This is a genomic window from Micromonospora sp. NPDC049044 (assembly GCF_040649215.1).
In the GTDB taxonomy this organism is placed as follows: Bacteria; Actinomycetota; Actinomycetes; order Mycobacteriales; family Micromonosporaceae; genus Micromonospora.
Genome location: NZ_JBEZFA010000006.1, coordinates 63,921 through 84,136 on the forward strand (window position 1 = coordinate 63,921; position 20,216 = coordinate 84,136).

Annotated in this window: 16 protein-coding genes and 4 pseudogenes; 9 read left to right on the top strand and 11 right to left on the bottom strand. The window is 70.7% G+C overall.

From position 1 onward, the window contains the following. Window positions 1–23 precede the first annotated feature (23 nt). A complete protein-coding gene (locus tag AB0B85_RS06555; RefSeq protein WP_357404262.1) occupies window positions 24–659 on the top strand; it encodes an alpha-ketoglutarate-dependent dioxygenase AlkB in 636 nt (211 codons plus the stop codon). 15 nt (window positions 660–674) lie between these two features. Here the strand turns inward: AB0B85_RS06555 and AB0B85_RS06560 are convergent, their stop codons facing one another. The 6 genes and pseudogenes from AB0B85_RS06560 to AB0B85_RS06585 all read right to left on the bottom strand — a co-directional run. Next, complete coding sequence (locus tag AB0B85_RS06560; protein WP_357404264.1) at window positions 675–1,193, bottom strand: TrmH family RNA methyltransferase; 519 nt, start codon at window positions 1,191–1,193, stop codon at window positions 675–677. 250 nt (window positions 1,194–1,443) lie between these two features. After that, entirely contained in the window at window positions 1,444–4,143 is a 2,700-nt protein-coding gene (locus AB0B85_RS06565; protein ID WP_357404534.1) for a DNA topoisomerase (ATP-hydrolyzing), read from the bottom strand. A 27-nt stretch (window positions 4,144–4,170) separates the two neighbouring features. Next, window positions 4,171–4,806 (bottom strand): annotated as a pseudogene (locus tag AB0B85_RS06570) (LAGLIDADG family homing endonuclease); the annotation flags it as partial. Window positions 4,807–4,977: 171 nt separating this feature from the next. Further along, window positions 4,978–5,232, bottom strand: a pseudogene (locus tag AB0B85_RS06575) (DNA gyrase subunit A); the annotation flags it as partial. A gap of 32 nt (window positions 5,233–5,264) precedes the next feature. Beyond that, window positions 5,265–5,903 (bottom strand): annotated as a pseudogene (locus tag AB0B85_RS06580) (toprim domain-containing protein); the annotation flags it as partial. A 6-nt stretch (window positions 5,904–5,909) separates the two neighbouring features. Continuing rightward, a pseudogene (locus tag AB0B85_RS06585) lies at window positions 5,910–8,871 on the bottom strand (ATP-binding protein); the annotation flags it as partial. 180 nt (window positions 8,872–9,051) lie between these two features. On the opposite strand from AB0B85_RS06585, the gene AB0B85_RS06590 reads away from it, so the two are divergent. From AB0B85_RS06590 to AB0B85_RS06600, 3 genes are all read left to right on the top strand, one after another. Beyond that, the gene (locus AB0B85_RS06590) at window positions 9,052–9,750 is read left to right on the top strand and encodes a hypothetical protein (RefSeq protein ID WP_357404266.1); all 699 of its coding nucleotides are present in this window, start codon (window positions 9,052–9,054) and stop codon (window positions 9,748–9,750) included. 193 nt (window positions 9,751–9,943) lie between these two features. Beyond that, the gene (locus AB0B85_RS06595) at window positions 9,944–11,200 is read left to right on the top strand and encodes a hypothetical protein (RefSeq protein WP_357404268.1); all 1,257 of its coding nucleotides are present in this window, start codon (window positions 9,944–9,946) and stop codon (window positions 11,198–11,200) included. 100 nt (window positions 11,201–11,300) lie between these two features. Then, window positions 11,301–12,164: an alpha/beta fold hydrolase gene (locus AB0B85_RS06600; protein WP_357404270.1), complete on the top strand. Its 864-nt coding sequence runs from the start codon at window positions 11,301–11,303 to the stop codon at window positions 12,162–12,164. Window positions 12,165–12,188: 24 nt separating this feature from the next. Here the strand turns inward: AB0B85_RS06600 and AB0B85_RS06605 are convergent, their stop codons facing one another. Next, complete coding sequence (locus tag AB0B85_RS06605) at window positions 12,189–12,359, bottom strand: hypothetical protein (RefSeq protein ID WP_357404272.1); 171 nt, start codon at window positions 12,357–12,359, stop codon at window positions 12,189–12,191. Window positions 12,360–12,556: 197 nt separating this feature from the next. On the opposite strand from AB0B85_RS06605, the gene AB0B85_RS06610 reads away from it, so the two are divergent. Next, window positions 12,557–13,186 carry a hypothetical protein gene (locus AB0B85_RS06610; protein ID WP_357404274.1) on the top strand — a complete coding sequence of 210 codons (630 nt, stop codon included), beginning with the start codon at window positions 12,557–12,559 and terminating at the stop codon, window positions 13,184–13,186. Window positions 13,187–13,344: 158 nt separating this feature from the next. Further along, window positions 13,345–13,755, top strand: coding sequence for a hypothetical protein (locus AB0B85_RS06615; RefSeq protein WP_357404276.1), 411 nt, complete (start codon window positions 13,345–13,347; stop codon window positions 13,753–13,755). A 36-nt stretch (window positions 13,756–13,791) separates the two neighbouring features. On the opposite strand, the gene AB0B85_RS06620 is transcribed toward AB0B85_RS06615, so the two are convergent. Then, a complete protein-coding gene (locus tag AB0B85_RS06620) occupies window positions 13,792–14,697 on the bottom strand; it encodes a DUF72 domain-containing protein (RefSeq protein WP_357404278.1) in 906 nt (301 codons plus the stop codon). 136 nt (window positions 14,698–14,833) lie between these two features. Here AB0B85_RS06620 and AB0B85_RS06625 point away from each other — a divergent pair, with 136 nt between their 5' ends. Then, window positions 14,834–15,337: a DinB family protein gene (locus tag AB0B85_RS06625; protein WP_357404280.1), complete on the top strand. Its 504-nt coding sequence runs from the start codon at window positions 14,834–14,836 to the stop codon at window positions 15,335–15,337. 18 nt (window positions 15,338–15,355) lie between these two features. Here AB0B85_RS06625 and AB0B85_RS06630 read toward each other — a convergent pair whose 3' ends face one another. Both AB0B85_RS06630 and AB0B85_RS06635 read right to left on the bottom strand, forming a co-directional pair. After that, window positions 15,356–17,419, bottom strand: coding sequence for a glycogen debranching N-terminal domain-containing protein (locus tag AB0B85_RS06630; RefSeq protein WP_357404282.1), 2,064 nt, complete (start codon window positions 17,417–17,419; stop codon window positions 15,356–15,358). Then, window positions 17,416–17,823, bottom strand: coding sequence for an SCP2 sterol-binding domain-containing protein (locus tag AB0B85_RS06635; RefSeq protein WP_357404284.1), 408 nt, complete (start codon window positions 17,821–17,823; stop codon window positions 17,416–17,418). Before AB0B85_RS06635 ends, AB0B85_RS06630 begins: the two co-directional genes overlap by 4 nt. Before the next feature lie 153 nt (window positions 17,824–17,976). Between AB0B85_RS06635 and AB0B85_RS06640 the strand changes: the two genes are divergently transcribed. Further along, window positions 17,977–19,023, top strand: a complete 1,047-nt coding sequence (locus AB0B85_RS06640) for an NAD(P)-dependent alcohol dehydrogenase (protein ID WP_357404286.1) — start codon at window positions 17,977–17,979, stop codon at window positions 19,021–19,023. A gap of 15 nt (window positions 19,024–19,038) precedes the next feature. Here AB0B85_RS06640 and AB0B85_RS06645 read toward each other — a convergent pair whose 3' ends face one another. Continuing rightward, entirely contained in the window at window positions 19,039–19,548 is a 510-nt protein-coding gene (locus AB0B85_RS06645) for a DUF664 domain-containing protein (protein ID WP_357404288.1), read from the bottom strand. Window positions 19,549–19,625: 77 nt separating this feature from the next. Between AB0B85_RS06645 and AB0B85_RS06650 the strand changes: the two genes are divergently transcribed. Beyond that, window positions 19,626–20,141, top strand: a complete 516-nt coding sequence (locus AB0B85_RS06650) for a 2'-5' RNA ligase family protein (protein ID WP_357404290.1) — start codon at window positions 19,626–19,628, stop codon at window positions 20,139–20,141. The last annotated feature ends 75 nt before the right edge of the window (window positions 20,142–20,216 follow it).

A 20,216-nucleotide genomic window follows, 5' to 3' on the forward strand; every position in this document is an offset into this window, starting at 1 on the left:
GAAAGCGCTGCTAGGGTGGGTGCATGACGCGGGCCGCCTATCAGCCGTCGATGCTCGACCTGGCCGACGCCGGGCCGACCCTGGGATCACTGCCCGGCCAGATCCGCCGCCACCAGCTCAGCCGGGGCGCCTGGGTCGACCACCTCCCCGGCTGGGTGCACGGCTCCGACACCGTCCTCGACACCCTGCTCACCGAGGTGCCCTGGCGGGCCGAGCGGCGCACCATGTACGACAGCGAGGTCGACGTGCCCCGCCTGCTCTGCTGGTACGACGCCGACCGGCAACTGCCACACCCGGTGCTCACCGAGGCACGCGCCGCCCTGACCCGGCACTACGCACCCGACCTGGGCGAACCGTTCGTCACCGCCGGCATGTGCCTCTACCGCTCCGGCAACGACAGCGTGGCCTGGCACGGCGACACCATCGGCCGCTCGGCACACACCGACACCGTCGTCGCGATCGTCTCCTTCGGCGCACCCCGACCGCTGCTGCTGCGCCCGCGCGGCGGCGGCGACAGCCTGCGTTTCCCGGTGGGCCACGGCGACCTGATCGTCATGGGCGGCTCCTGCCAACGCACCTGGGAACACGCCATCCCGAAGACCGCCCGCCCGGTCGGCCCCCGGGTGAGCGTCCAGTTCCGCCCGCACAACGTCGCCTGATCCCCTCCGTCGCGCCTAGAGCATGCCGGCGAGTTTGTAGAGGACCAGCGAACCGGCGACGGCCACGTTGAGGCTCTGACCATGCCCGATCATGGGAATCTCCACGGCCGCGTCCAGCTGGTCCAGGGCCTCGGGCGGGATGCCGCTCGATTCGTGCCCCAGCAGCACGACGGTGCGCCCCCGAGCCGCAGGCAGGTCACCGAGTCGGACGGCCTCGTCGGCCAACTCCACACCGAGGATGCGGGCACCGGCGGCCCGTTCGGCTGCCAGCCACCGCAGCGGGCTGCCGACCCGGTGCACGCAGCCCGGCCGACGCAGGGTGTTGCCGCGGGCCAGAGCCTCGTCCACCCACCGAAACGGTGGCACGGCCAGGCAGGCACCGACCGCGTCGCAGGTACGCAGGAGGGTGCCCAGATTCGCACCGTGCAGCGGCCAGAGCGGGGCGGCGATCAGGTGCCCCCAGCAGCGATGCTGTCGGGGTCGGCGGGCGGCGCGCAGCTCGCGCGACGGCCGCACCCGGATGGCGGCGCTCACGCCGCGCCGGCGACTCCGCCGGACAGAAGAGAGGTCATGTGAGAGGTGCTTGGCGGCGCACCCGGGCCATCGTCGACAACAGAGCCGTCATTCTAGCGCGCAGACCCCTTCGCATGATCGTGCTCGATCCGGGATCGAGTGGCATCGCCGTGGGGTGACGCCACTACTTCCAGGATCGAGCACGATCTTCGGCGGCTCGCGCGCCGACATCCACGGATGCTGAGGCCGAGCGGCGGGCGGTCGGGGTGGGTCAGTCGCGCTCGATCAGGTGGCCTACCACCGTCGGGCCGAGCATCACCGCGAAGCCGGAGCCGTCCCGGCGGGGGTCCGCCGCTGGCAACTCCACCGGATCACCGGTGCCGGTCGCGCCGACCGGGCGCGGCCCCACCCAGGCCACAACCACGTCCGTCTCACCCTTGAGGAAGCGGTGCGCACGCACGCCGCCGGTCGCCCGGCCCTTCGCCGGGTACGCCTTGAACGGCGTCACCTTAACCGTCGCCCCGGTGGAGGTCACCACCATCGGCTCGCCATGCCCCGGGTCGTCAGTGCGGACCGCGCCGAAGAACGCCACCCGCGCCCCGGCCGGCAGGCTGATGCCGGCCATGCCGCCACCCTTGAGGCCCTGCGGACGGACCAGCGCGGCCGGGAAGCGCAGCAGCGACGCCTCCGAGGTGACGAAGGTCAGCGTCTCGTCGCCGTCGGTCAGCCAGGTCGCCCCGACCACCTCGTCACCGTCCCGCAGGCCGATCACCTCGAACTCGTCGGAGCGTACCGGCCACTCCGGCGCGCAGATCTTCACCACGCCCTGCCGGGTGCCCAGCGCCAGCCCTGGCGAGCCGTCCGCCTGCCCGCCCAACGGGGCCAGGCCGACGACGGTCTCCCCCGCCGCCAACGGCACCAGCTCGGCCGCGGACATGCCGCCGCGCAGCGACACCGTGCCGGCCTGCTCCGGCAGCACCGGCAGCGGTAGAACATCGACCTTGAAGGCCCGGCCGGCGCTGGTCAGCAACAGCACCCGACCACGGGCCGTGGAGTGCACGATGGCGCGTACCGTGTCGTGCTTGACCCGGCCGTTGCGCCGACGCCCCTCGGCGCTCTCCTCCGACTCGGCCGCGGTCCGCGCGACCAACCCGGTCGCGGAGAGGATCACCTGGCACGGGTCGTCGGCGACCTCAAGCGGGCCGGCCGGCGCGGACGCGGCCAACACCTCCTTGAGGTCCCCGTCGACAAGGGTCGTACGCCGCTCGGTGCCGAACTGCTTGACCACGGCGGCCAGCTCGTCGGAGACCAGCTTCTTGAGCACCCGCTCGTCGTCGAGGATCGCGCTCAACTCGGCGATCTCGGCCCGCAGCCGCTCCTGCTCGGTCTCCAGCTCGATCCGGTCGAACTTGGTAAGCCGCCGCAACGGAGTGTCCAGGATGTAGGTGGCCTGGATGTCGGACAGGCCGAACCGGCTCATCAGCCCGTCCTTCGCGGCCTGCGCGTCGTCGCTGCCCCGGATCAGCCGGACCACCTCGTCGATGTCCAGCAGGGCGATCAGCAGACCGTCGACCAGGTGCAGCCGCTCCTGGCGCTTACGCCGGCGGTACGAGGTGCGTCGGGTGACCACCTCGTACCGGTGGGCCAGGAACACCTCCAGCAGTGCCTTGAGCCCCAACGTGCGCGGCTGCCCGTCGACCAGGACCAGGTTGTTGACGCCGAACGACTGCTCCAGTGGGGTCAGCCGGTAGAGGTCGGCGAGCAACGCCTGCGGGTTGACCCCGACCTTGCACTCGACGACGAGTCGGGTGCCGCTCTCCCGGTCGGTGAGGTCCTTGACGTCGGCGATGCCGGTCAGCCGCTTGGTCTTGGTGACCTCGTTGGTGATCGCGGCGATGACCTTCTCCGCGCCGACGCCGTAGGGCAACTCGACCACGGTGATCGCCTGGCGGCCCCGGCTGCCCTCGATCGGGCCGATCTCCACCTTGCCGCGCATCCGCACCACGCCGCGCCCGGTCTCGTACGCCCGGCGCACCTCGTCCAGGCCGAGCAGCACCCCACCGCTGGGCAGGTCGGGGCCGGGGACGAACTCCATGAGCTTGTCCAGGGTGGCGTCCGGGTGGTTGATCAGCCAGCGGGCGGCGGAGACGACCTCCGCGAGGTTGTGCGGGATCATGTTGGTGGCCATTCCGACCGCGATCCCGGACGCGCCGTTGACAAGCAGGTTGGGGAAGGCCGCCGGCAACACTGTCGGCTGGGTCAGCGAGCCGTCGTAGTTGGGCTCGACGTCGACGGTGTCCTCGCCCAGCTCACCGACGAGCAGCATCGCCTCACGGGACATCCGGGCTTCCGTGTAACGGCTGGCAGCCGGGCCGTCGTCCGGAGAGCCGAAGTTTCCGTGCCCGTCGATGAGGGGCACGTTGAGGGAGAAGTCCTGCGCGAGGCGGACCATGGCGTCGTAGATCGCCGTGTCGCCGTGTGGATGGTACTTGCCCATGCAGTTGTGAACGACATGGCCTTCGGCAACGAAGGCGTGCTCGTCGCTGCCCACCTGGATGTCGTACGTGACATCCGGCGACACCGCCTCGACCGAGGTGACCCGCAGGAACGCATTACCGATCAGCGCCTCCAGCCGGGCAGCGAGCGGTGAGCCGATGCGCTGGAGCTTGTCGATCCAGCCGTCTCGTACCGCACGCTCCAGTTTGAATGATCGGTCGGCGAGCAGAACCCCGTTACGGTCCTTGCCATACCGCACCCTCGGTCCACCGCTCGCGGACAACGAAGCGCGAAACGCCTGTCCGGCCTGATCGCGGAACCATCCGCCACCCTGATGCGCTGCCGTGAACTCCGCTACCACAGGGCCGTACGGCAACCGGTCATTGCCCTGTTTGCCGCTGTACTGGTAGTCGATATCGGCAACCCGTTGCAGGCCATCGTGCTTGTAGCCGATCCGCACCCACGGCAGCAGCATCCGAGCGAGGACCGCAGCGTCTCGCCCGGATACGGAAAGCCCGTGAAGCGGATTTCCGTCAGAGTGACGACCGCTGGTCCAGTAGTGCCCGTGTAGCCCCAGGTCGGCCAGCATGGCGTATATCTGCCGTACCAGCAGCTCGCTGGTACTGACAAAGACCATCTCTCGGAACCGCTTGCGGACGTAGCCGTCGCCGTCGAAGAACCCAGCGAGAAACGGCGCCCACCCTGAACGGTTGCCCAGGATGTCGCGTGGCACGTGCTTGTCGCGGCTGAGCGGCTCGGTGACCTCCAACAATCCCTGGTTCCGGCTGAAAGTCAGAATGTGCTGGTCACGATGGCGGGGATTGACAGCCTCACGCTTCCCGCGGGAGACGTTCACTCCACTGGCGATGGCCCAGCCATGAGCGACGTCAAGCGGTTCGATGTCGCACATGTGGATTCGGACCCGGCCGTCCGCCGCGCGGTTCCGATCAACCGGGAAGCCCTCGGCTACCAGCAGCCCGCGCACGTAGTCGTAGACGTCGCCATCGCGCGGCGACACCTCATTACGGCGGCTGCCGTAGGCCAGTGCCAGGTATCCCGCAAGGTCACGAGCCTCGACCCACTGCACCGAGAGGTCATCCGCGACCACCCGGAAGCGCTGGCCCGGGGTGACGAGCATCGTGTGCCCATTGCTCCAGGTGACGCGAACGAGGTCAGAGGTCGGGTTCCGATAGACGGTGGTGACCGGAACCGACGCGCCCTGGCCGTCCAGCACGAAATCTCCGACCTCGATCTCCTCGATCGGCCGCAGGCCGTCAGGCGTGGAGACCAGCGTGCCGGCAACGAAGCAGTCGCCGACGATTCGGGCGGACTTCACGTGCCCGCGGTCCGGGCGGTAGCCCTGCTCGTACATCGACCAGAGGATGCGCCGGTGTACGGGCTTGAGACCGTCGCGGGCGTCGGGCAGGGCGCGGGAGTGGATGACCGAGAACGCGTACTCCAGATAGGAGTCGGACACCTCGGTGACCAGCGGGTTGTCGAAGACCCGCGCGCCGGCCTGGTCGAACGAGGAGAGGTCGACCTTGTTTTCCTTGCGGCGTGCCATGACTCAGCTCTCCACTCGAATGAAACGTGAGCTCATGCGTCGATCGCATCTCGGTCGACCCGGCCGGCCGAGTCGATCAACCAGTTGCGGCGCGGCTCGACCTTCTCGCCCATCAGCAACTCGAGGATGCGTTCGGCGGCGTCGACGTCGTCGAGGGTGATCCGGCGGACGGCCCGGGTGGCCGGGTTCATCGTGGTGTCCCACAACTCGTCGGCGTCCATCTCACCGAGGCCCTTGAAGCGTGGGATGGGCGTGACGATCTGCTTGCCGGCCTTCTCCAGCTTGCGGACCGTCGTCTCCATCTCGGCCTGGGTGTAGGTGTAGACGGTCTGCGGGTTGCGCCCCCTGGTGGTGATCTTGTGCAGGGGTGGCATCGCGGCGTAGAGCCGGCCGGCCTCGATCAGCGGTCGCATGTAGCGGGCGAAGAGGGTGATCAGCAGCGTCCGGATGTGGGCGCCGTCCACGTCGGCGTCGGCCATGATCAGCACTCGGCCGTAGCGGAGCGCGGAGAGGTCGAAGGTGCGCCCCGAGCCGGCCCCGAGGACCTGGACGATGGCGGCGCACTCGGCATTGTCCAGCACCTGCTGGAGGTTGGCCTTCTGCACGTTGAGGATCTTGCCCCGGATCGGCAGCAGCGCCTGGTATTCGGCAGTTCGCGCCACCCGTGCGCTGTTGTGGACGAACACGCCTGCATCGAGGGCGAAATTGTGATAGTCGTCCACCGTCAGGTCGTAGACGTCGGCCCTCTCGTCCAGCGCCTCCACTGCGACGACGCGGTGATTGACGAACGAGGCTGCTTCTCGAAGTCGCCGGTAATCCCCGTCGTAAAGGGCCAGAAGCCGGTTGAAGCGGAGCCCGGTACGAGCTGTCCGCATCCGCTCGGCGTCGTATGCGGTTGCCAATTCCTCGTCGCGGTGCGCCAGCAACGGCGCCAGACGACGCAACGCTGCCAGACGGCGGCCTTCCTGCTGGCGTTCGACTCGCTCGGCACGGGGCACGCTGTCGACGTAGCGGGACCGACCCGCCTGAACCTTCGCCAGATGGCCGGTGCTCGGATCCGTCATCCGCTGCCGCATTCGGCGGGAGTGGGCCTCGCCGAATTCCGGGTTGCCCCGGTACCAGGCCACCACCGCGTTGCGCTGACGGGCTCGCTCCCCCGGGTCCGCGAACTGTTCGACGGTCTTCCGCGAGCGCCAGGCGCGCAATTCGTGGTCCTGCCACTGCTGCACGGAACGGTCACGCCACTGTTGGCGACGGGACGGATCGGTGAAGTACTGACGGACGCGTTCGGCTGCCGCGGCGCGATGCTCAGGCTGCGACCAGTATGCCGCCTGCCGCTCACGCATCCGCTCGGCGTAGGAAAGCTTCTCCTCGGCACCGAGCGCGTCGTACCACTCCCGGAAACGCTTCTCAATCTTGGCCCGGAATGTTGGTGACTCGTTAAGTGCGAACAGGCGGGCAAGGCAGGCCACACGAAAATCAGGATCGCGCCACTGAGCCGTCAGCATGGCCGACCTGAATTCCCGGCCGCCGTTCTCAAACCACTCCCGCCAGCCGGCGTGAACGTGCTCACCCATCATCGCGGCATGGAGCGCGGAGTGATCCGGCCACGTCATCCATCGCAGGTTGCGAGGGTCGTTGTTGCGCTTGTTGATGTCGATGTGATGGCGGACGTTGCCATTGGCCGCACTGTCCCTGCCATGCCGCAGATTCCAGCCGTCAGCGAGGTAGTGGGTGTAGACCCACTCGTCCCGGTCGTTCATCCAGACCTGCTCATAGCCCTGGAGATCGTGGCCCTCTGCCTTACTGGACAGCCGCCGGTAGAGGGGCATCAGCGAATCGCCCGGTGCGAGGGCATCGGCTCGGCGGTAGGAGCCGTCGCGCAGCCGAAACTGGTGATCGGGAGTGCACCGCACGGATTCGCCGCTGTCGAGCGTCACTCGCACCAGCGGCGCATCGGACTTGGTGAGTCGCGGTTCCACGAGCGGAGCGACCACGACGCGGCCGGCCCTGTTGGTTGTGTATCCGAAGTGGCTGACCCCTCGCTGCCAGTCGGCGGCCAGTTCGGCGAAGGATCGACTCTCCCCGGAGGCCAACGCGACCCTGGTATCCCCGGTGAAGCAGCCGAGGGCGCTGTCACCCTCCACGATGAACAGCTCGCTGCGGTCGACGCCGGTGGCCCGGCAGTCGACCAGCTTCGGCGGCATGGACGCGCCCTCCAGGGCGGTCTTGCGTCGGGCGGCGTCCTTCTGTTGCTTCTGGGTGAGCCGGACCCGGGCGGCGTCGACGATCTTCTGCAGGACGGTGCGCGCCTCGGCCTTGGTGCGCTTGTCCTCCAGCCAGGCCTTGACGTGCGCGTCGACAAGACTCTGGATGACCTTGGTGATGCCGGTGGTGGACAGCTCGTCCTTGGTCTGCGAGGTGAACTGCGGCTCCGGGATGCGCACGTGCACCACCGCCGTCATCCCCTCCAGGACGTCGTCCAGGGTGGGCGGCTCCTCCTTGGCCTTGAGCAGGCCGCGGGTGTTGCGGACCGCGTCGGCGAGGGCGCGGACCAGGGCCCGCTCGAAGCCCTTGCGGTGGGTGCCGCCGTGCGCGTTGCGGATGGTGTTGGTGAAGCACTCGACGGTGCGTTCGTAGCCGGTGCCCCACCGGAACGCCACCTCGACCTCGGCGCGCCGCTGCACGTTCGACTGCATGACGCCGTTGGCGTCGGCGGCGTTCTCCCGGTAGGTGCCCTCGCCGTTGACGAGCAGGGTGCCGGAGACCGGCCGGTCACCGGCCGGGGCGAGGAACTCCACCATGTCGCTGAGCCCGTTGGGGTAGTGGAACCGCTCCTCGGCGGGCGTCTCGCCGGTCAGGTCGCGCAGCAGGTACGTCACACCGGGCACCAGGAACGCGGTGTTGCGCAGCTTCATCCGGACCGCGTCGACGTCGAGCGCCGCGCCGGTCTCGAAGTAGCGGGCGTCGTGCCACCAGCGGATCGAGGTGCCGGTGCGCTGGCCACGTTTCATCGCGCCGATGACCTGGAGCCCGGGGCCGGCGGTGAAGGGCGCGTCCGGCCCGTCGCCGTCGAAGATTCCCGGTACGCCGTGCCGGAACGACATCGCGTGGATCTTGCCGGCCCGGCGGACGGTCACGTCGAACCGGCGCGACAGGGCGTTGACCGCGGACGCGCCGACGCCGTGCAGGCCGCCGGAGGTCTTGTAGCCGGAGCCGCCGAACTTGCCGCCGGCGTGCAGCCGGGTGAGCACCAGCTCGACGCCGGAGATGCCGGATTTGGCGTGCACGTCGGTGGGGATGCCCCGGCCGTCGTCGTCGACCTGCACCGACCCGTCGGCGTGCAGAATCACCTCGACGGCGCTGGCGTGGCCGGCGACGCCCTCGTCGGTGGAGTTATCGAGGATCTCGTTGACGAGGTGACCCACGCCACGGCTGTCGGTGGAGCCGATGTACATGCCGGGCCGCTTGCGGACGGCGTCCAGCCCCTCAAGGTGGGTGAGGTCATCGGCCCCATACAGGGTGTCAGGCTCTGCGGTCAACTGGTCGTACTCCCCGGTCTCGGCTGTGTGCTGCCGGTCACCGGCGACTTCAGCCGGCGTGGCGCGCCGCAGCGAGCCTAGCCCGAGGCTAGGACAAGTCCCGGACGACCTACGCGACCCGCCGCGCGGGGCCGCCCGGACGTGAGCCAACGAACAGTCTGCGGGTGATCACGGGACCACGCAGAGACAGCGTCGCCGATACGCTCGCTCATGATCTCGACCTGTTGGCGCGCGGGGTGCGCGCCGTCCGGGTCGAGGAGATCGGGAGGCGGTCGGGATGGACGCGACGATTCACGACGCCCTGCGGCGCTCCCTCGGCACCCGGACCCGACGGTGGCTGCTGGTGGGCACCCTGGTGGCCGGGTTGCTGGCCGCCGTCGCGGTGGTCGCGGCGGCGGCGCCCGCCGACCGGACGTTCGCCGAACTCTCCGGCACCGTGCAGAGCCTGATGTCGGTCGCGACGCCGCTCTTCGGCATCCTGCTGGTCCGCGACCTGCGCCGGGGGTCGCTCCGCGGCCCGGTCCTGCCCGCCGTGCTGGCGGTGGGGCTGCCGGCGGCCGTCGTCGGCGTTGTCGGTGTGCTGATCTGCGCCGCGACGCTGGCGCTCACCCCGGCCGACGTCGCCGACCAGCCGTGGCGGTTCGCCGGGACGGTCGCGGTGGGCAGCGTGCTCGTGCAGCTCGTCGCCGGCCTGGTGGGCACCGGGCTGGGGCTGTCGCTGCGCTCCACGGTGATCGCGTTCCTGGCCACTATCGTCCTGCCGTTGGGGCTGTTCGCGCTGCTGGGTGCCGTGGACGCCCTCCGTTCCGCGCAGCCGTGGCTCACCCCGTTCGGCAGCGTACGCAATCTGCTCTCGGGTGAGATGAGCGCGCTGCGGTGGGTGCAGTGGCTGTGCGTACTGCTGATCTGGGGTGTCGGTCTGAACGCGGTGGGCGTGGTTGTGCGGAACCGCCGCGACCACCCGACCGGTCGCTGACACCCGGCCCGGCCGCGCGGGTCGGGGTTCGACACCCGGCGTGTGGGTCCACTCGCGACCGGGTAGCGCGGCCTGCCTACGGGCCGATGTCGTTCATCGAAAGATTCTGTTACGGGCCATTGACGCCCGTCGTGCAGGAGTGATCTGATCGCGCTCTCAGAGAATCTTTCATCTTTCGATGGATGGGGGCCCCATGCCCAGGTTCCGGCGTACCGCGCTCGCCGCGGGACTCACGATCGCCCTGGCCGCGCTGTCGACAGCCGTCGCGCTGCCCGCACCCGTGTCCGCCGCGCTACCCACCGCCGCGGTGGCCCTCGGGGACAGCTTCATCAGCGGTGAGGGCGCCGGGGCGTACACCCCGGTGGTCGACGTCAACGGCGTCGCCCAGGGCTTCCCCGGCTGGACCGCGGCGAACAACAACGCGTTCTTCTGCCACCGGTCGGCCAACGCCTCGCTCAACCAGGCCAACCTGCCGGGCATCCAGAACCGGTTCAACCTGGCCTGCTCCGGCGGCCAGCCGCACGACATCGCCAACGCCTCCCAGGCGCGCACCAACGGCCGTACCGTCGCCGCGCAGCTCGACCAGCTCCGCGCCGTCGCGCAGACCCAGGACATCGACCTGGTGCTGATCGGCCTGGGGTCGAACAACAGCTCGTTCACCTTCGGCAGCGTCGCCGAGAAGTGCGCCAACCGGTTCATCGCCGACGCGTGGACCGGCTGGTGGGAGTTCTGGGCGTACCTGAACGGCCCGGTCGAGCAGAAGCCGTGCAGTGACGCCGACCTGGCCACCGCCGCGCAGGTGAGCGCCGCGACCGCGGAGACCACCGCCGCCGTCCGCCAGGTGCTGAGCACGCTCGACCAGATCGACGCGGACGGGCAGCACCGGGTGGTGTTCCAGGACTACACCAACCCGCTGCCGCTGGACCTGAACCCGCAGTTCCACGAGGAGGACAGCCGGGACGACACCCGGGACAAGTTCCGCGACCTGGGTGCCGAGCGGTACGCGGCGGGCTGCCCGATCCACCGCGCCAGCCTGGCGCCGGGCCACCGGTTCTCGCAGAGCCTGGGCACGATCGTGAAGTCCACCAGGGACACCCTGGCCGGCGAGTTCCCCGCCGACGACCTGGTGTACCTGAACGTGCAGCAGGCCTTCAACGGCGCCCGGCTCTGTGAGCAGACGAGCAGCCCGACGGGTGCGCTGGCGACCCCGATCCGGCTCCAGGACGGCGCGACCGGCACGTTCGTCACCAGCCTCGCGGGCAAGGACAAGATCGCCATTCAGCGGATCGCCAACACCTGCGTGAGCTACTTCCAGACCTGCCAGGAGTCGTGGCACCCGAACGCCACCGGGCACCAGGTGCTCGGCCAGTGCCTGAGCGGCGCGGCCACCACCAGCGCCCGGTCGGTGGCCTGCGTCCGCGCCGGCAACGGGACGATCTCCGTCTCCTGACCGCGTCGCCAACCGGAGGGCCCCGCCACGGCGGGGCCCTCCGTGGCGTCGACCCACCATCGGCTACCCGTCGGTAACGGTGAGGTCGTAGGCTGGGCGGATGGACGCAGACCCGGGGTACGCGCAGGAGTTCGTCGATGTCGACGGCGCCCGGTTGGGTGTGCAGATCTACCCCGAGCCGGCCGGCACGACCGGCGCACCGGTGGTCGTGATCTGGCCCGCGATGGGGGTACGGGCCCGCTACTACCGCCCCTTCGCGGCCGAGCTACGCGCCGCCGGGCTTGCCGTTGTCGTTGTCGACCTGCGCGGAAACGGGGCGAGCACACCTGCGCCGAGCCGGACCGACCGCTACGGCTACGCCGAGTTGGCCGACGACGTCGGCGCCGTGCTGGCCGCGCTCAAACCACGACTGGACGGGCGCACCCGGGTGCTTGCCGGGCACTCGCTGGGCGGTCAGGCCGCACTGCTGCACCTCGCCCTGCACAGCGCGGACGAGGTGGACGCGTTGGCACTGATCGCGGTCTGCATCCCGTACTGGCGAAGCTATCCGGGTCTGCGCGGCCTCGGCGTGCTGCCGTACACCCAGGGGATCGCCGCCACCGCGGCCCTGCTCGGGGTCTGGCCGGGTTGGGGCTTCGGCGGCCGACAGGCGCGCGGCGTGGTCCGTGACTGGGCGTACACCGCGCGGACCGGCCGTTTTCCCCGGCTCAACGGCACCGACGCCGAGGCGGCGGTACGCGCGGTGCGCACACCGGTGCTGGCGGTCAGTGTGGACGACGACCAGTACACCCCGCATGATGCGATGGACGATTTCTGCGCGAAACTCGCCGCCGCCCCGCTCACCCGTGAGCGTTACTCGACGGCGCAGGCCGGTGCCGCTCTGGACCACTTCACCTGGGTGCGCGCGAGCGCCCCGCTGGCGCGGCGGATCGCCGGGTTCGCCGGCGACCTGCCGCCCCGCTGAGCCGCACCGGAGCGTCCGGGCGGGTCACTCGTCCTGCTCCAGCGGGACCAGCTCGCCGTCGCGCTCCACCTGGATCTCGGCGTGCTCCCTGCGCGGCGCGACCTCCGCGGTGCTCCGGTGTGGGTCGTTGTCCGGGTGCATGAGCACCGCGTCGGTTTTCGGGGTCTTCTCCCGACTCTCGTCCGGCTGCGACATCCCGTTCCCCTCTCCGTCAGCGTCGCTCGGGATCTACCCGCCACCGCGCGGACGACTCCTGCCGGCGACGCTGGGCCTCGTCGAGACCCGAACGTCCCGGTCGAACCGGTGCGGCGCCGGATCAGCCGCCGGGCGACGGGGTTAGCCGCCCGGGCGGCGGGTAAGCCGCAGCGCCCAACACGGCGGAAGGGGATCACATGTCCGAACGGCATACCGCACTGCGCTCGATGCACGATCTGGGCCTCGCGGCCTGGTTCGGCGGCTCCCTCATGGGTGCCTTCGGCGTCAACGGCGCAGCCGCGAAGGTCAGCGACTCGACCCAGCGACTCTCGGTCGCGTCGGCGGGATGGTCCAGATGGACCCCGGTCAACGCGGCCGCCATCGGCGCGCACCTGGCCGGTGCGGTCGGCGAGTTGGTAACGGAGAGCCCACGCGTGGCGGCCCAGTCCGGGGTGGGCCGGACCAGCGCCATCAAGACGGCGTTGACGATCGGCGCGCTCGCCGTGACCGGCTACAGCCGGTTGGTCGGCATGCGGCTGCAGAAGGCGGGTGCCTCGCCGGTGAGCGGGACCACCGAGCCGAACCACCAGACCCCGGCCAGCGTGGCCTCCTCGCAGCGGCAGATGAAGCTGCTCCAGTGGGCCATTCCGGCGTTGACCGGAACCCTCGTGGTGGTCACCGCCTACATGGGTGAGCAGCAGAAACCCGGCCAGGTCTTCAAGGGGATCCTCGGTCGGGGCAGCAGCATGAAGGGTGCCTCGAAGGGCATGATCAAGCTGGCCGGCATGAGCAACGGCAAGCGACCGATGGCGATGGCGGGACGCTGAAAAGCCGGGCCGGCCAGCGTCCCGCCGCCCTCTCGACGGCGGGGCGCGGGCCGGCCCTGCGCGCGCACCGACGTGACGACGGTCCGGGGACGCAGTGGCGTGCCGGCGACCTGTCGGGCGACGCGCCCGGGTCGGCCTTCCCGGCCCGGGGACGGCAGATGTCCGCCGGCAACGGCGGACCGACGAGCGGGGTGGCCATGACGGCGCACAAGGGACGCGACGGCGACGACGACCGGCTGGAGCCGGAGGCGACCAGGCCGTGGGGCACCGGCGACGGCTTCGACGCCGACGCTCCCTGGGGCACCGACGGCGACTCACCGATGGACGAGGGCAGCGAGCCGACCGCGGTGCCCGAGGGGCGGCGCGGCGAACGGCGCGCGGGCGCCCGGCCAGGCAGTGCGGACCCGGCGGGACGACACGGCTTCGGCTCGGTGGAGCCGACCCGGACGACGATGGCCGGACCGGGTGCGCCACCCGACCCGGCGCCCAGCGGCCGCAGCTTCCCCGACGACGCGGACATCGGCGAGTCGACCCAGGACGCGCTGCGCAGCCGGGGACGACGGTCCTGAGACCACCCGCGACCGGTCGGCCGGCGGGTACGGCGATCAGCCGGTCGCGGGGACGGCGTGCTCGGCGACCATCGTCTCGGCGAGCAGTTGGGCCAGCCGGGTGGCGTCACGCTGGGCCTGCCCGGCGCAGCAGTTGTTGAACAGCACGTGCAGGTCGTCGGCCCCGGCGGCCAGCTCGGCCAGCAGCCCGGCCCAGTGCCGGAGCTCGTCCTCGGCGTACGCGTACCGGAACTTGTCCTGCTTGTCGCCCTCGCCCCAGGCGTCGCTGTGACCGTGGAACCGGACGATCGCCGGCTCCGTCGTCATGGTCAGGATCGGGGGCACCGACGACGGGTGCCCCTGTGGCATGTCGACGCAGACCATGGACAGCTCGTGCGCGCGCAGCAGGTCAAGTGTCTCCGGCGCGGCCGGACCGTCGAACCAGGAGCGGTGCCGCAGCTCCACCGCGACCCGCCACGGCCGGCAGCGCTGCGCCAGCTCGACGATCCGGCGTTCGGCCGCGGGGCTGCGCACCAGCCACGGGGGAAACTGCAACAGCACCACACCCAGCTTGCCGGCCGCCGCGATCGGGTCGAGGGCCGCCCGGAACCGGGCCCACAACTCGTCGTACGCCTCCGGCGGCAGGTCACGGCGGCGGATCCGGCTCGGGCCGCCGGCCGGGCGCAGGTCCCGAGGTAGCACGGCGACCGGCGTCGGATGACCGGTGAACAGGCTGAACGCCTTGACGTTGAAGGTGAAGTCGTCAGGTGTGGCGTCGACCCAGCCCGTCGTGGTCTCCGGCACGGGAATCGCGTAGTAGGACGTGTCCACCTCGACCAGCGGGAACCGGGTGGCGTAGAAGCCGAGCCGTCGGGCCGGCGTGTTGGCCGAGCGTGGGTACCACCCGGAGCGCAGCAACGACTGGTCGGCCCAGGACGACGTGCCCACCTTAATCACACCCATGTCATTCAGTGGACCGCCCCGGACGCGGATCGGCAACCGCTGGCGACTCGTTCGTCGCACGTCGGGTCCGACACCCGGAACTGTCGGTGCGTCGTCCTAGGGTGGCACCGAGTGGACATCGACGGAGGGTGGCGGCATGACCAGCACGGAGCAGCTCACCGGCGAGCGGGCCGACCTACTGCAGACGCTCCGCCGGCACCGGGGCTTCCTCCTGCAGACCGTGGACGGGCTCACCGACGAGCAGGCGGCCACCCGCCCCACGGTCAGCGAGCTGAGCCTCGGCGGCCTGATCAAGCACGTGGCCGGCGTCGAGCACCGGTGGATGCTCTTCGCGGTGGGCGGGGCGGAGGCGATGCAGCGCGAGGAGATCAACTGGGTCGGTCAGTTCCGGATGACGCCGGGCGAGACCCTCGCCGGCCTGGTCGAGCGGTTCCAGGAGGTCGCCGACGAGACCGACGCGCTGATCGCCACCCTCGACCTGGACTCGGCGCACCCGCTGCCGCAGGCGCCCTGGTTCGAGCCGGGCGCGAGTTGGACGGTCCGTCGGGTGCTGCTGCACCTGATCGCCGAGACGTCCCAGCACGCCGGGCACGCCGACATTCTGCGGGAGTCGATCGACGGCGCGAAGACGATGGGCTGACCGCCGTTCCTCAGCCGCTCAACCCAGCCGGGGCCCGGGTCGGTGCGCCGTGGTCCGGTCCCTGGCGTAGGCGTCGGAGCGACCCCACCGGCCGGGAATGTCGAGCAGTTCCAGCCGGCCGAACCCCTCCGGCACTGCCGGGTTGACGAGCAGGTTGTCGCCGATGGGTCGCAGCCCCAGCATGGTGCCCAGCAGCATCAGCAGCGCCCCCGACGACCACGCCTGCGGGCGAGCGGCCGCCGGCAACTGGACCGGATACTTCGTCAGCCGGCGGTCGTGGCCGGCGATCATCTCCGGCACGGCCCCACCGAGGGTGTGCGCCAGGTCGAAGATGCCGGCCGCGATCGTGGCCGCCTGCGCGTCGAAGCCGTAGCGGCGCAGCCCGGCGGCGATCAGGGCGTTGTCCGCCGGCCACACCGCGCCCAGGTGTGAGCCCATCGGGTTGTACGGGCGCTGGCCGGTGGCGAAGGTCCGCACTCCCCAACCGCCGAACAGCCGCGACCCGATGAGGTGCTCGGCGACCGCTCCGGCGCGGTCGTCGGTGACGATCCCGCTCCACAGCAGATGCCCGATGTTGGAGGCCAGCGCGTCGACCGGTTCGCCGTACGGGTCGAGTGCCAACGCGTAGTAGTCCTGGTGGGGCAGCCAGAAGTCCCGGTTGAAGCGCTCCTTGAGCGCTGCCGCCTCCCGCTCCAGCCGGTTGGCGTACGCGGGGTCGTCCCAGACCTCCCGGGCCAGCCGGGCACCGCGCCGCTTCGCGTCGTACGCGTAGCCCTGTAGTTCGCAGGTGGCCCGGGGAAAGGCCGGCTCCTGGCCACGCGCGCTGGTGATCGCGTCCGGCGTGTCCTTCCAGGACTGGTTGATCGCGCCGCTGTGCTCGTTGCGGCGCTGGTAACGCAGGTAACCGTCGCCGGTCAGGTCGCCGTACTCGTCGATCCAGTCCAACGCCATCCGGGCCGGGTGCCGCAGCTCGCGCACCAGGTCCGCGTCACCGGTCCAGCGCTCGTACTCGTCGAGCAGGACCACGAAGAGCGGGGTGGTGTCCGCCGAGCCGTAGTACAACGCGTTCGCCCGGTCGCCGAAGGCCCCGGACTCGCCGTAGCGCAGGTGGGCCAGGATCTTGCCCGGCTCCTCGTCCAGGTCGTCGTCGAGCTGGGCGCCCTGCATGAACGCCAGCATCCGCAGCGTGGCGGGGGCCAGCTCGGGGGTGAACGCCATCGTCTGCAGGCAGGTGATGATGCTGTGTCGTCCGCACAGCCACATCGTCCAGGGCAGACCTGCGATCGGCACCCGGTCCGGGGACGACCACGGCTTGTACCGCAGTGCCGCCAGGTCGGCCAGGGCGCCCCGGTACATCTCCTCCAGTCCGTCGCGTTCGGCGGTCAACGACGGGGCCGCGTCCATCCAGTTGGCCAGGTCCTCGCGCATCCCCACCCGCACGGCCCGCTGGTGCGACTCCAGGGAGGCGCGTACGTCCTGGCCGCCTTCGCCGCCCATGGTCAACCCGATGTGCAGGTCGGTTTCCCACTTGCCCTCCGGGGCGACCCGGATCCGGAACGTCATGCCCTCCTCGTCCACCTCCACCGGCTCGGTGCTCTGCACTGTGGTCTGGCGGACGAAGCGCTGCCGCTGGTAGCGCAGCACGAGCTGGCGGTTGGCCGAGTCCGGGGTGACCTCGACGAGTCGCCGCCGCAGGTGCCCGATCTCGGCGATGTCGGTGAAGTCGCTGCCCATCTCCACCCGTACGGTGAACTCGGCGGGTGCCGCCGAGTGGTTGAGCACAGTGATCTTCTCGTGCATGCAGTCGTGCACCGAGCGGTGCCGGATGATCGACACGTCGGCGTCGACGTAGTGGCTCGCCACGCCGGGGACCAGGACGAACCGGGTCTCGAAGTACGTCATGTCGTCGCGGGACAGCGCGTTGATCCGTTCGCCGTCGATGGTGAGCACCCAGCGGGACAGGAACCGGGTGTCGTACCCGAAGAGACCGACAGGCGCCTGCGCGTCGGCCTCGATGTCGCCCTGGGCGTCGCTGATCGCGAACATGTTTCCGGCGATCACGTGCAGCAGTTCCTGCTTCACGACCGCCCCTCCCGGGCGGCCGGCGCACTCCGGTGCGCCAGGGCGGCTCGACCCAGCTCCCGAGGGTGGCGGGCGTTGGCCGGTCCGGCGAAGATTCGCCGCAGCACCATCAGCAGGTGCATGTCGCCCCGCATGGTCAGCTCGTTGCGCAACATGGCGGAGCCGGGATGCAGCTCACCGTTGACCATCCGGTCGAACACCAGACGATCGGCGCGGACCACCAGATCGGCGTCGTCAGCCGAGCGGGTCACCCGGACGTGCTGGTCGCAGACGGTCAGATACCAGTGCTCGGTGCAGCCGTCGCCGCCGATGTCCAGCCGCAGCGTGCCTGCGGTGGTCTCCGGCAGGTTGGGGCGCCGACCGGCGTCCAACTGTTGCAGGTACTGCGCTGCCGTCGCGCCCATCAGGTCCCCTCCCCACGCTTCTTCGCAGGATTACCCGCGTCCGGGTGAGGCCGGTTCACCCGCAACGGGTGAGTGTCGGGGTGGACCGACGCCGGCCGTTTGGGCGTCGGCCGGGTGGGCAGCCAGCGGTGCCGTCAAGGGAGGGAGCATCGGATGCGCGCGCTGCGATTGCGGGACTGGAAGTCGACGCCGGAGTTGGTCGAGGTTCCCGACCCGACGCCCGGTCCGGGTCAGGTGGTGGTCCGGATCGGCGGTGCCGGCGCCTGCCACTCCGACCTGCACCTGATGGACGAGTTCGAGCCCGGCAGCATGCCCTGGAACCCGCCGTTCACCCTCGGCCACGAGAACGCCGGCTGGGTACATGCCCTCGGCGACGGGGTGACCGGGCTGTCCGTCGGGCAACCGGTGGCCGTCTACGGCGCGTGGGGTTGCGGTACCTGCGACCGTTGCCGGGTCGGTGTCGACACGTACTGCGAGAACCCGGCCGGCGCGCCGGTGCCGAGCGGAGGCGGCGGCCTCGGGTTGGACGGGGGAATGGCCGATTTCGAGCTGGTCCCGGACGCGCGACACGTCGTACCCCTACCTGAGGGTCTGGATCCGGTCGACGCCGCGCCGCTTACCGATGCCGGGCTCACCCCGTACCACGCGATCCGCCGCTCCTGGCCCAAGCTGCCGCCCGGCAGCACGGCCGTGGTGATCGGGGTCGGCGGGCTGGGGCACGTGGGCGTGCAGATCCTCAAGGCCACCACCGCCGCCCGCGTGCTCGCCGTGGACAACCGCGCCGAGGCGCTGGAACTGGCCGAGGAGTGCGGTGCCGATCGCACGGTCCGGTCCGGTCCGAACGCCGCCGAGGAGATCCGCCAGGCCACCGGCGGTCGGGGCGCCGACGTGGTGCTGGACTTCGTGGGTAACGACGCCACCCTCGCGTTGGGGGTCGCGTCGGCCCGCACGGTGGGCGACCTGACGATCGTGGGTATCGGCGGGGGCACCGTGGGGGTGTCGTTCTTCTCCGTGCCCTACGAGCTGAGCATCGCGACCACCTACTGGGGTAGTCGCGGGGAGCTGATCGAGGTGCTCGACCTCGGCGCCCGTGCTCTGGTCCGCCCGAAGACCACCCGCTTCGCCCTCGGCGACGCTCTCGACGCGTACCAGCAGATGCGCGACGGAACGCTGGAGGGCCGGGCCGTCATCGTGCCGTGAGCCGGCCGGGCGCGGTCAGTCGGTTTCGAGCAGGCCACGCAGGTAGGCGGCCTGACCCACGTGTTGCAGGTCGTCCTCGGCGACACTCACCAGCCGCACGCCGAGGGTGACCGGCGGGTCCCACCCTTCGTCTACGACCCGGTCCAGGTCCGCCGGACGCAGGCCGGTCAGGAACTTTCCGGTACGCGACGCGACCGCCCCGTAGTAGTCGACAGACGCCTGCGCGCTCTCCGGCCGGACCGCCGCGACCTGCTCGGGCGAGTGCCCGTAGCCCGTGTTGTCGGGGTCGGCGGTGAGCCCGAACCGGCCCGCCCAGTCGCCACTCACCCAGATCTGCTCGGCGTCGAGCACCTCGGCGACGTGATGGTCCTGCACCCGGGTGAGGTGCCAGACCAGCCAGCCGATCGAGTTGTGGCCCGGTGCGGGCTGGTGGCGCAGTTGCTCCGGGCTGAGGCCCCGTACCGCCGCGCGGACGAGGTCGGGCAGCCGGTCGTACGTCTCGGTAAGCAGCTCACTCACGTCCACCGGTGCGCCTCCTGGTCGGTTTCCGGTGAGGTACCGCCGAGGGCGGGCGCTCAAACCTCGGCCGCTACGGTGATCGAATGGTCGCGGCGGTGGAGTTGTATCTGGACCCGGACGCCACCCGCCGGATCCGGGTGTTGTGGGACGCGCTGGAGGCCGAGGGCGTGCAGAGCATGCGTTCGCTGCTGGAGCAGCGCCACCGTCCGCACGTGTCGCTGGCGGTGGCGCCCCGCCTCGATCCGGAACAGGTGGCCGCCGCCCTGCACACGACGGTGGTGGCCGCTCCCCTGCGGCTCGACTTCCAGCACAGCGGCCAGTTCGTCGGTCGGGTGCTCTGGCTCGGTCCGACGCCCACCCCGGAGTTGCTGGCCCACCACCGCGCGGTCTACGACCGGCTCACCGCCGCCGGCGTCCGGTTGACCGAGCATTACCAGCCGGGCCGCTGGGTGCCGCACTGCACGCTCTCCATGCGGGTGCCGAACGCGCTGATGGCCGCCGCGGTGCGGCGCTGCCTGGAGGTGTTGCCGCTGGCCGCGACAGTGGTCGGGGCGGCCATCACCGACCACGCCCGGGGCATCACCCGCCCGCTGCCCTGACCACAGGAGGAAATGTCCGGTTTGGCGGGCGACAGTCGGGAAACCGAAAAGAAGCGGTGGTAATGGGGTCCGACG

Excerpts from the sequence above, each read along its gene's own strand:
- AB0B85_RS06635 (WP_357404284.1), bottom strand. The coding sequence starts at position 17,823 with ATGGGCGCGACGGCAGCGCAGTACCTGCAACAGTTGGACGCCGGTCGG.
- AB0B85_RS06565 (WP_357404534.1), bottom strand. The coding sequence starts at position 4,143 with ATGCTGCTGCCGTGGGTGCGGATCGGCTACAAGCACGATGGCCTGCAA.
- AB0B85_RS06615 (WP_357404276.1), top strand. The coding sequence starts at position 13,345 with ATGTCCGCCGGCAACGGCGGACCGACGAGCGGGGTGGCCATGACGGCG.
- AB0B85_RS06595 (WP_357404268.1), top strand. The coding sequence starts at position 9,944 with ATGCCCAGGTTCCGGCGTACCGCGCTCGCCGCGGGACTCACGATCGCC.
- AB0B85_RS06640 (WP_357404286.1), top strand. The coding sequence starts at position 17,977 with ATGCGCGCGCTGCGATTGCGGGACTGGAAGTCGACGCCGGAGTTGGTC.
- AB0B85_RS06620 (WP_357404278.1), bottom strand. The coding sequence starts at position 14,697 with ATGGGTGTGATTAAGGTGGGCACGTCGTCCTGGGCCGACCAGTCGTTG.
- AB0B85_RS06610 (WP_357404274.1), top strand. The coding sequence starts at position 12,557 with ATGTCCGAACGGCATACCGCACTGCGCTCGATGCACGATCTGGGCCTC.
- AB0B85_RS06600 (WP_357404270.1), top strand. The coding sequence starts at position 11,301 with ATGGACGCAGACCCGGGGTACGCGCAGGAGTTCGTCGATGTCGACGGC.
- AB0B85_RS06650 (WP_357404290.1), top strand. The coding sequence starts at position 19,626 with ATGGTCGCGGCGGTGGAGTTGTATCTGGACCCGGACGCCACCCGCCGG.
- AB0B85_RS06625 (WP_357404280.1), top strand. The coding sequence starts at position 14,834 with ATGACCAGCACGGAGCAGCTCACCGGCGAGCGGGCCGACCTACTGCAG.
- AB0B85_RS06555 (WP_357404262.1), top strand. The coding sequence starts at position 24 with ATGACGCGGGCCGCCTATCAGCCGTCGATGCTCGACCTGGCCGACGCC.
- AB0B85_RS06605 (WP_357404272.1), bottom strand. The coding sequence starts at position 12,359 with ATGTCGCAGCCGGACGAGAGTCGGGAGAAGACCCCGAAAACCGACGCG.
- AB0B85_RS06590 (WP_357404266.1), top strand. The coding sequence starts at position 9,052 with ATGGACGCGACGATTCACGACGCCCTGCGGCGCTCCCTCGGCACCCGG.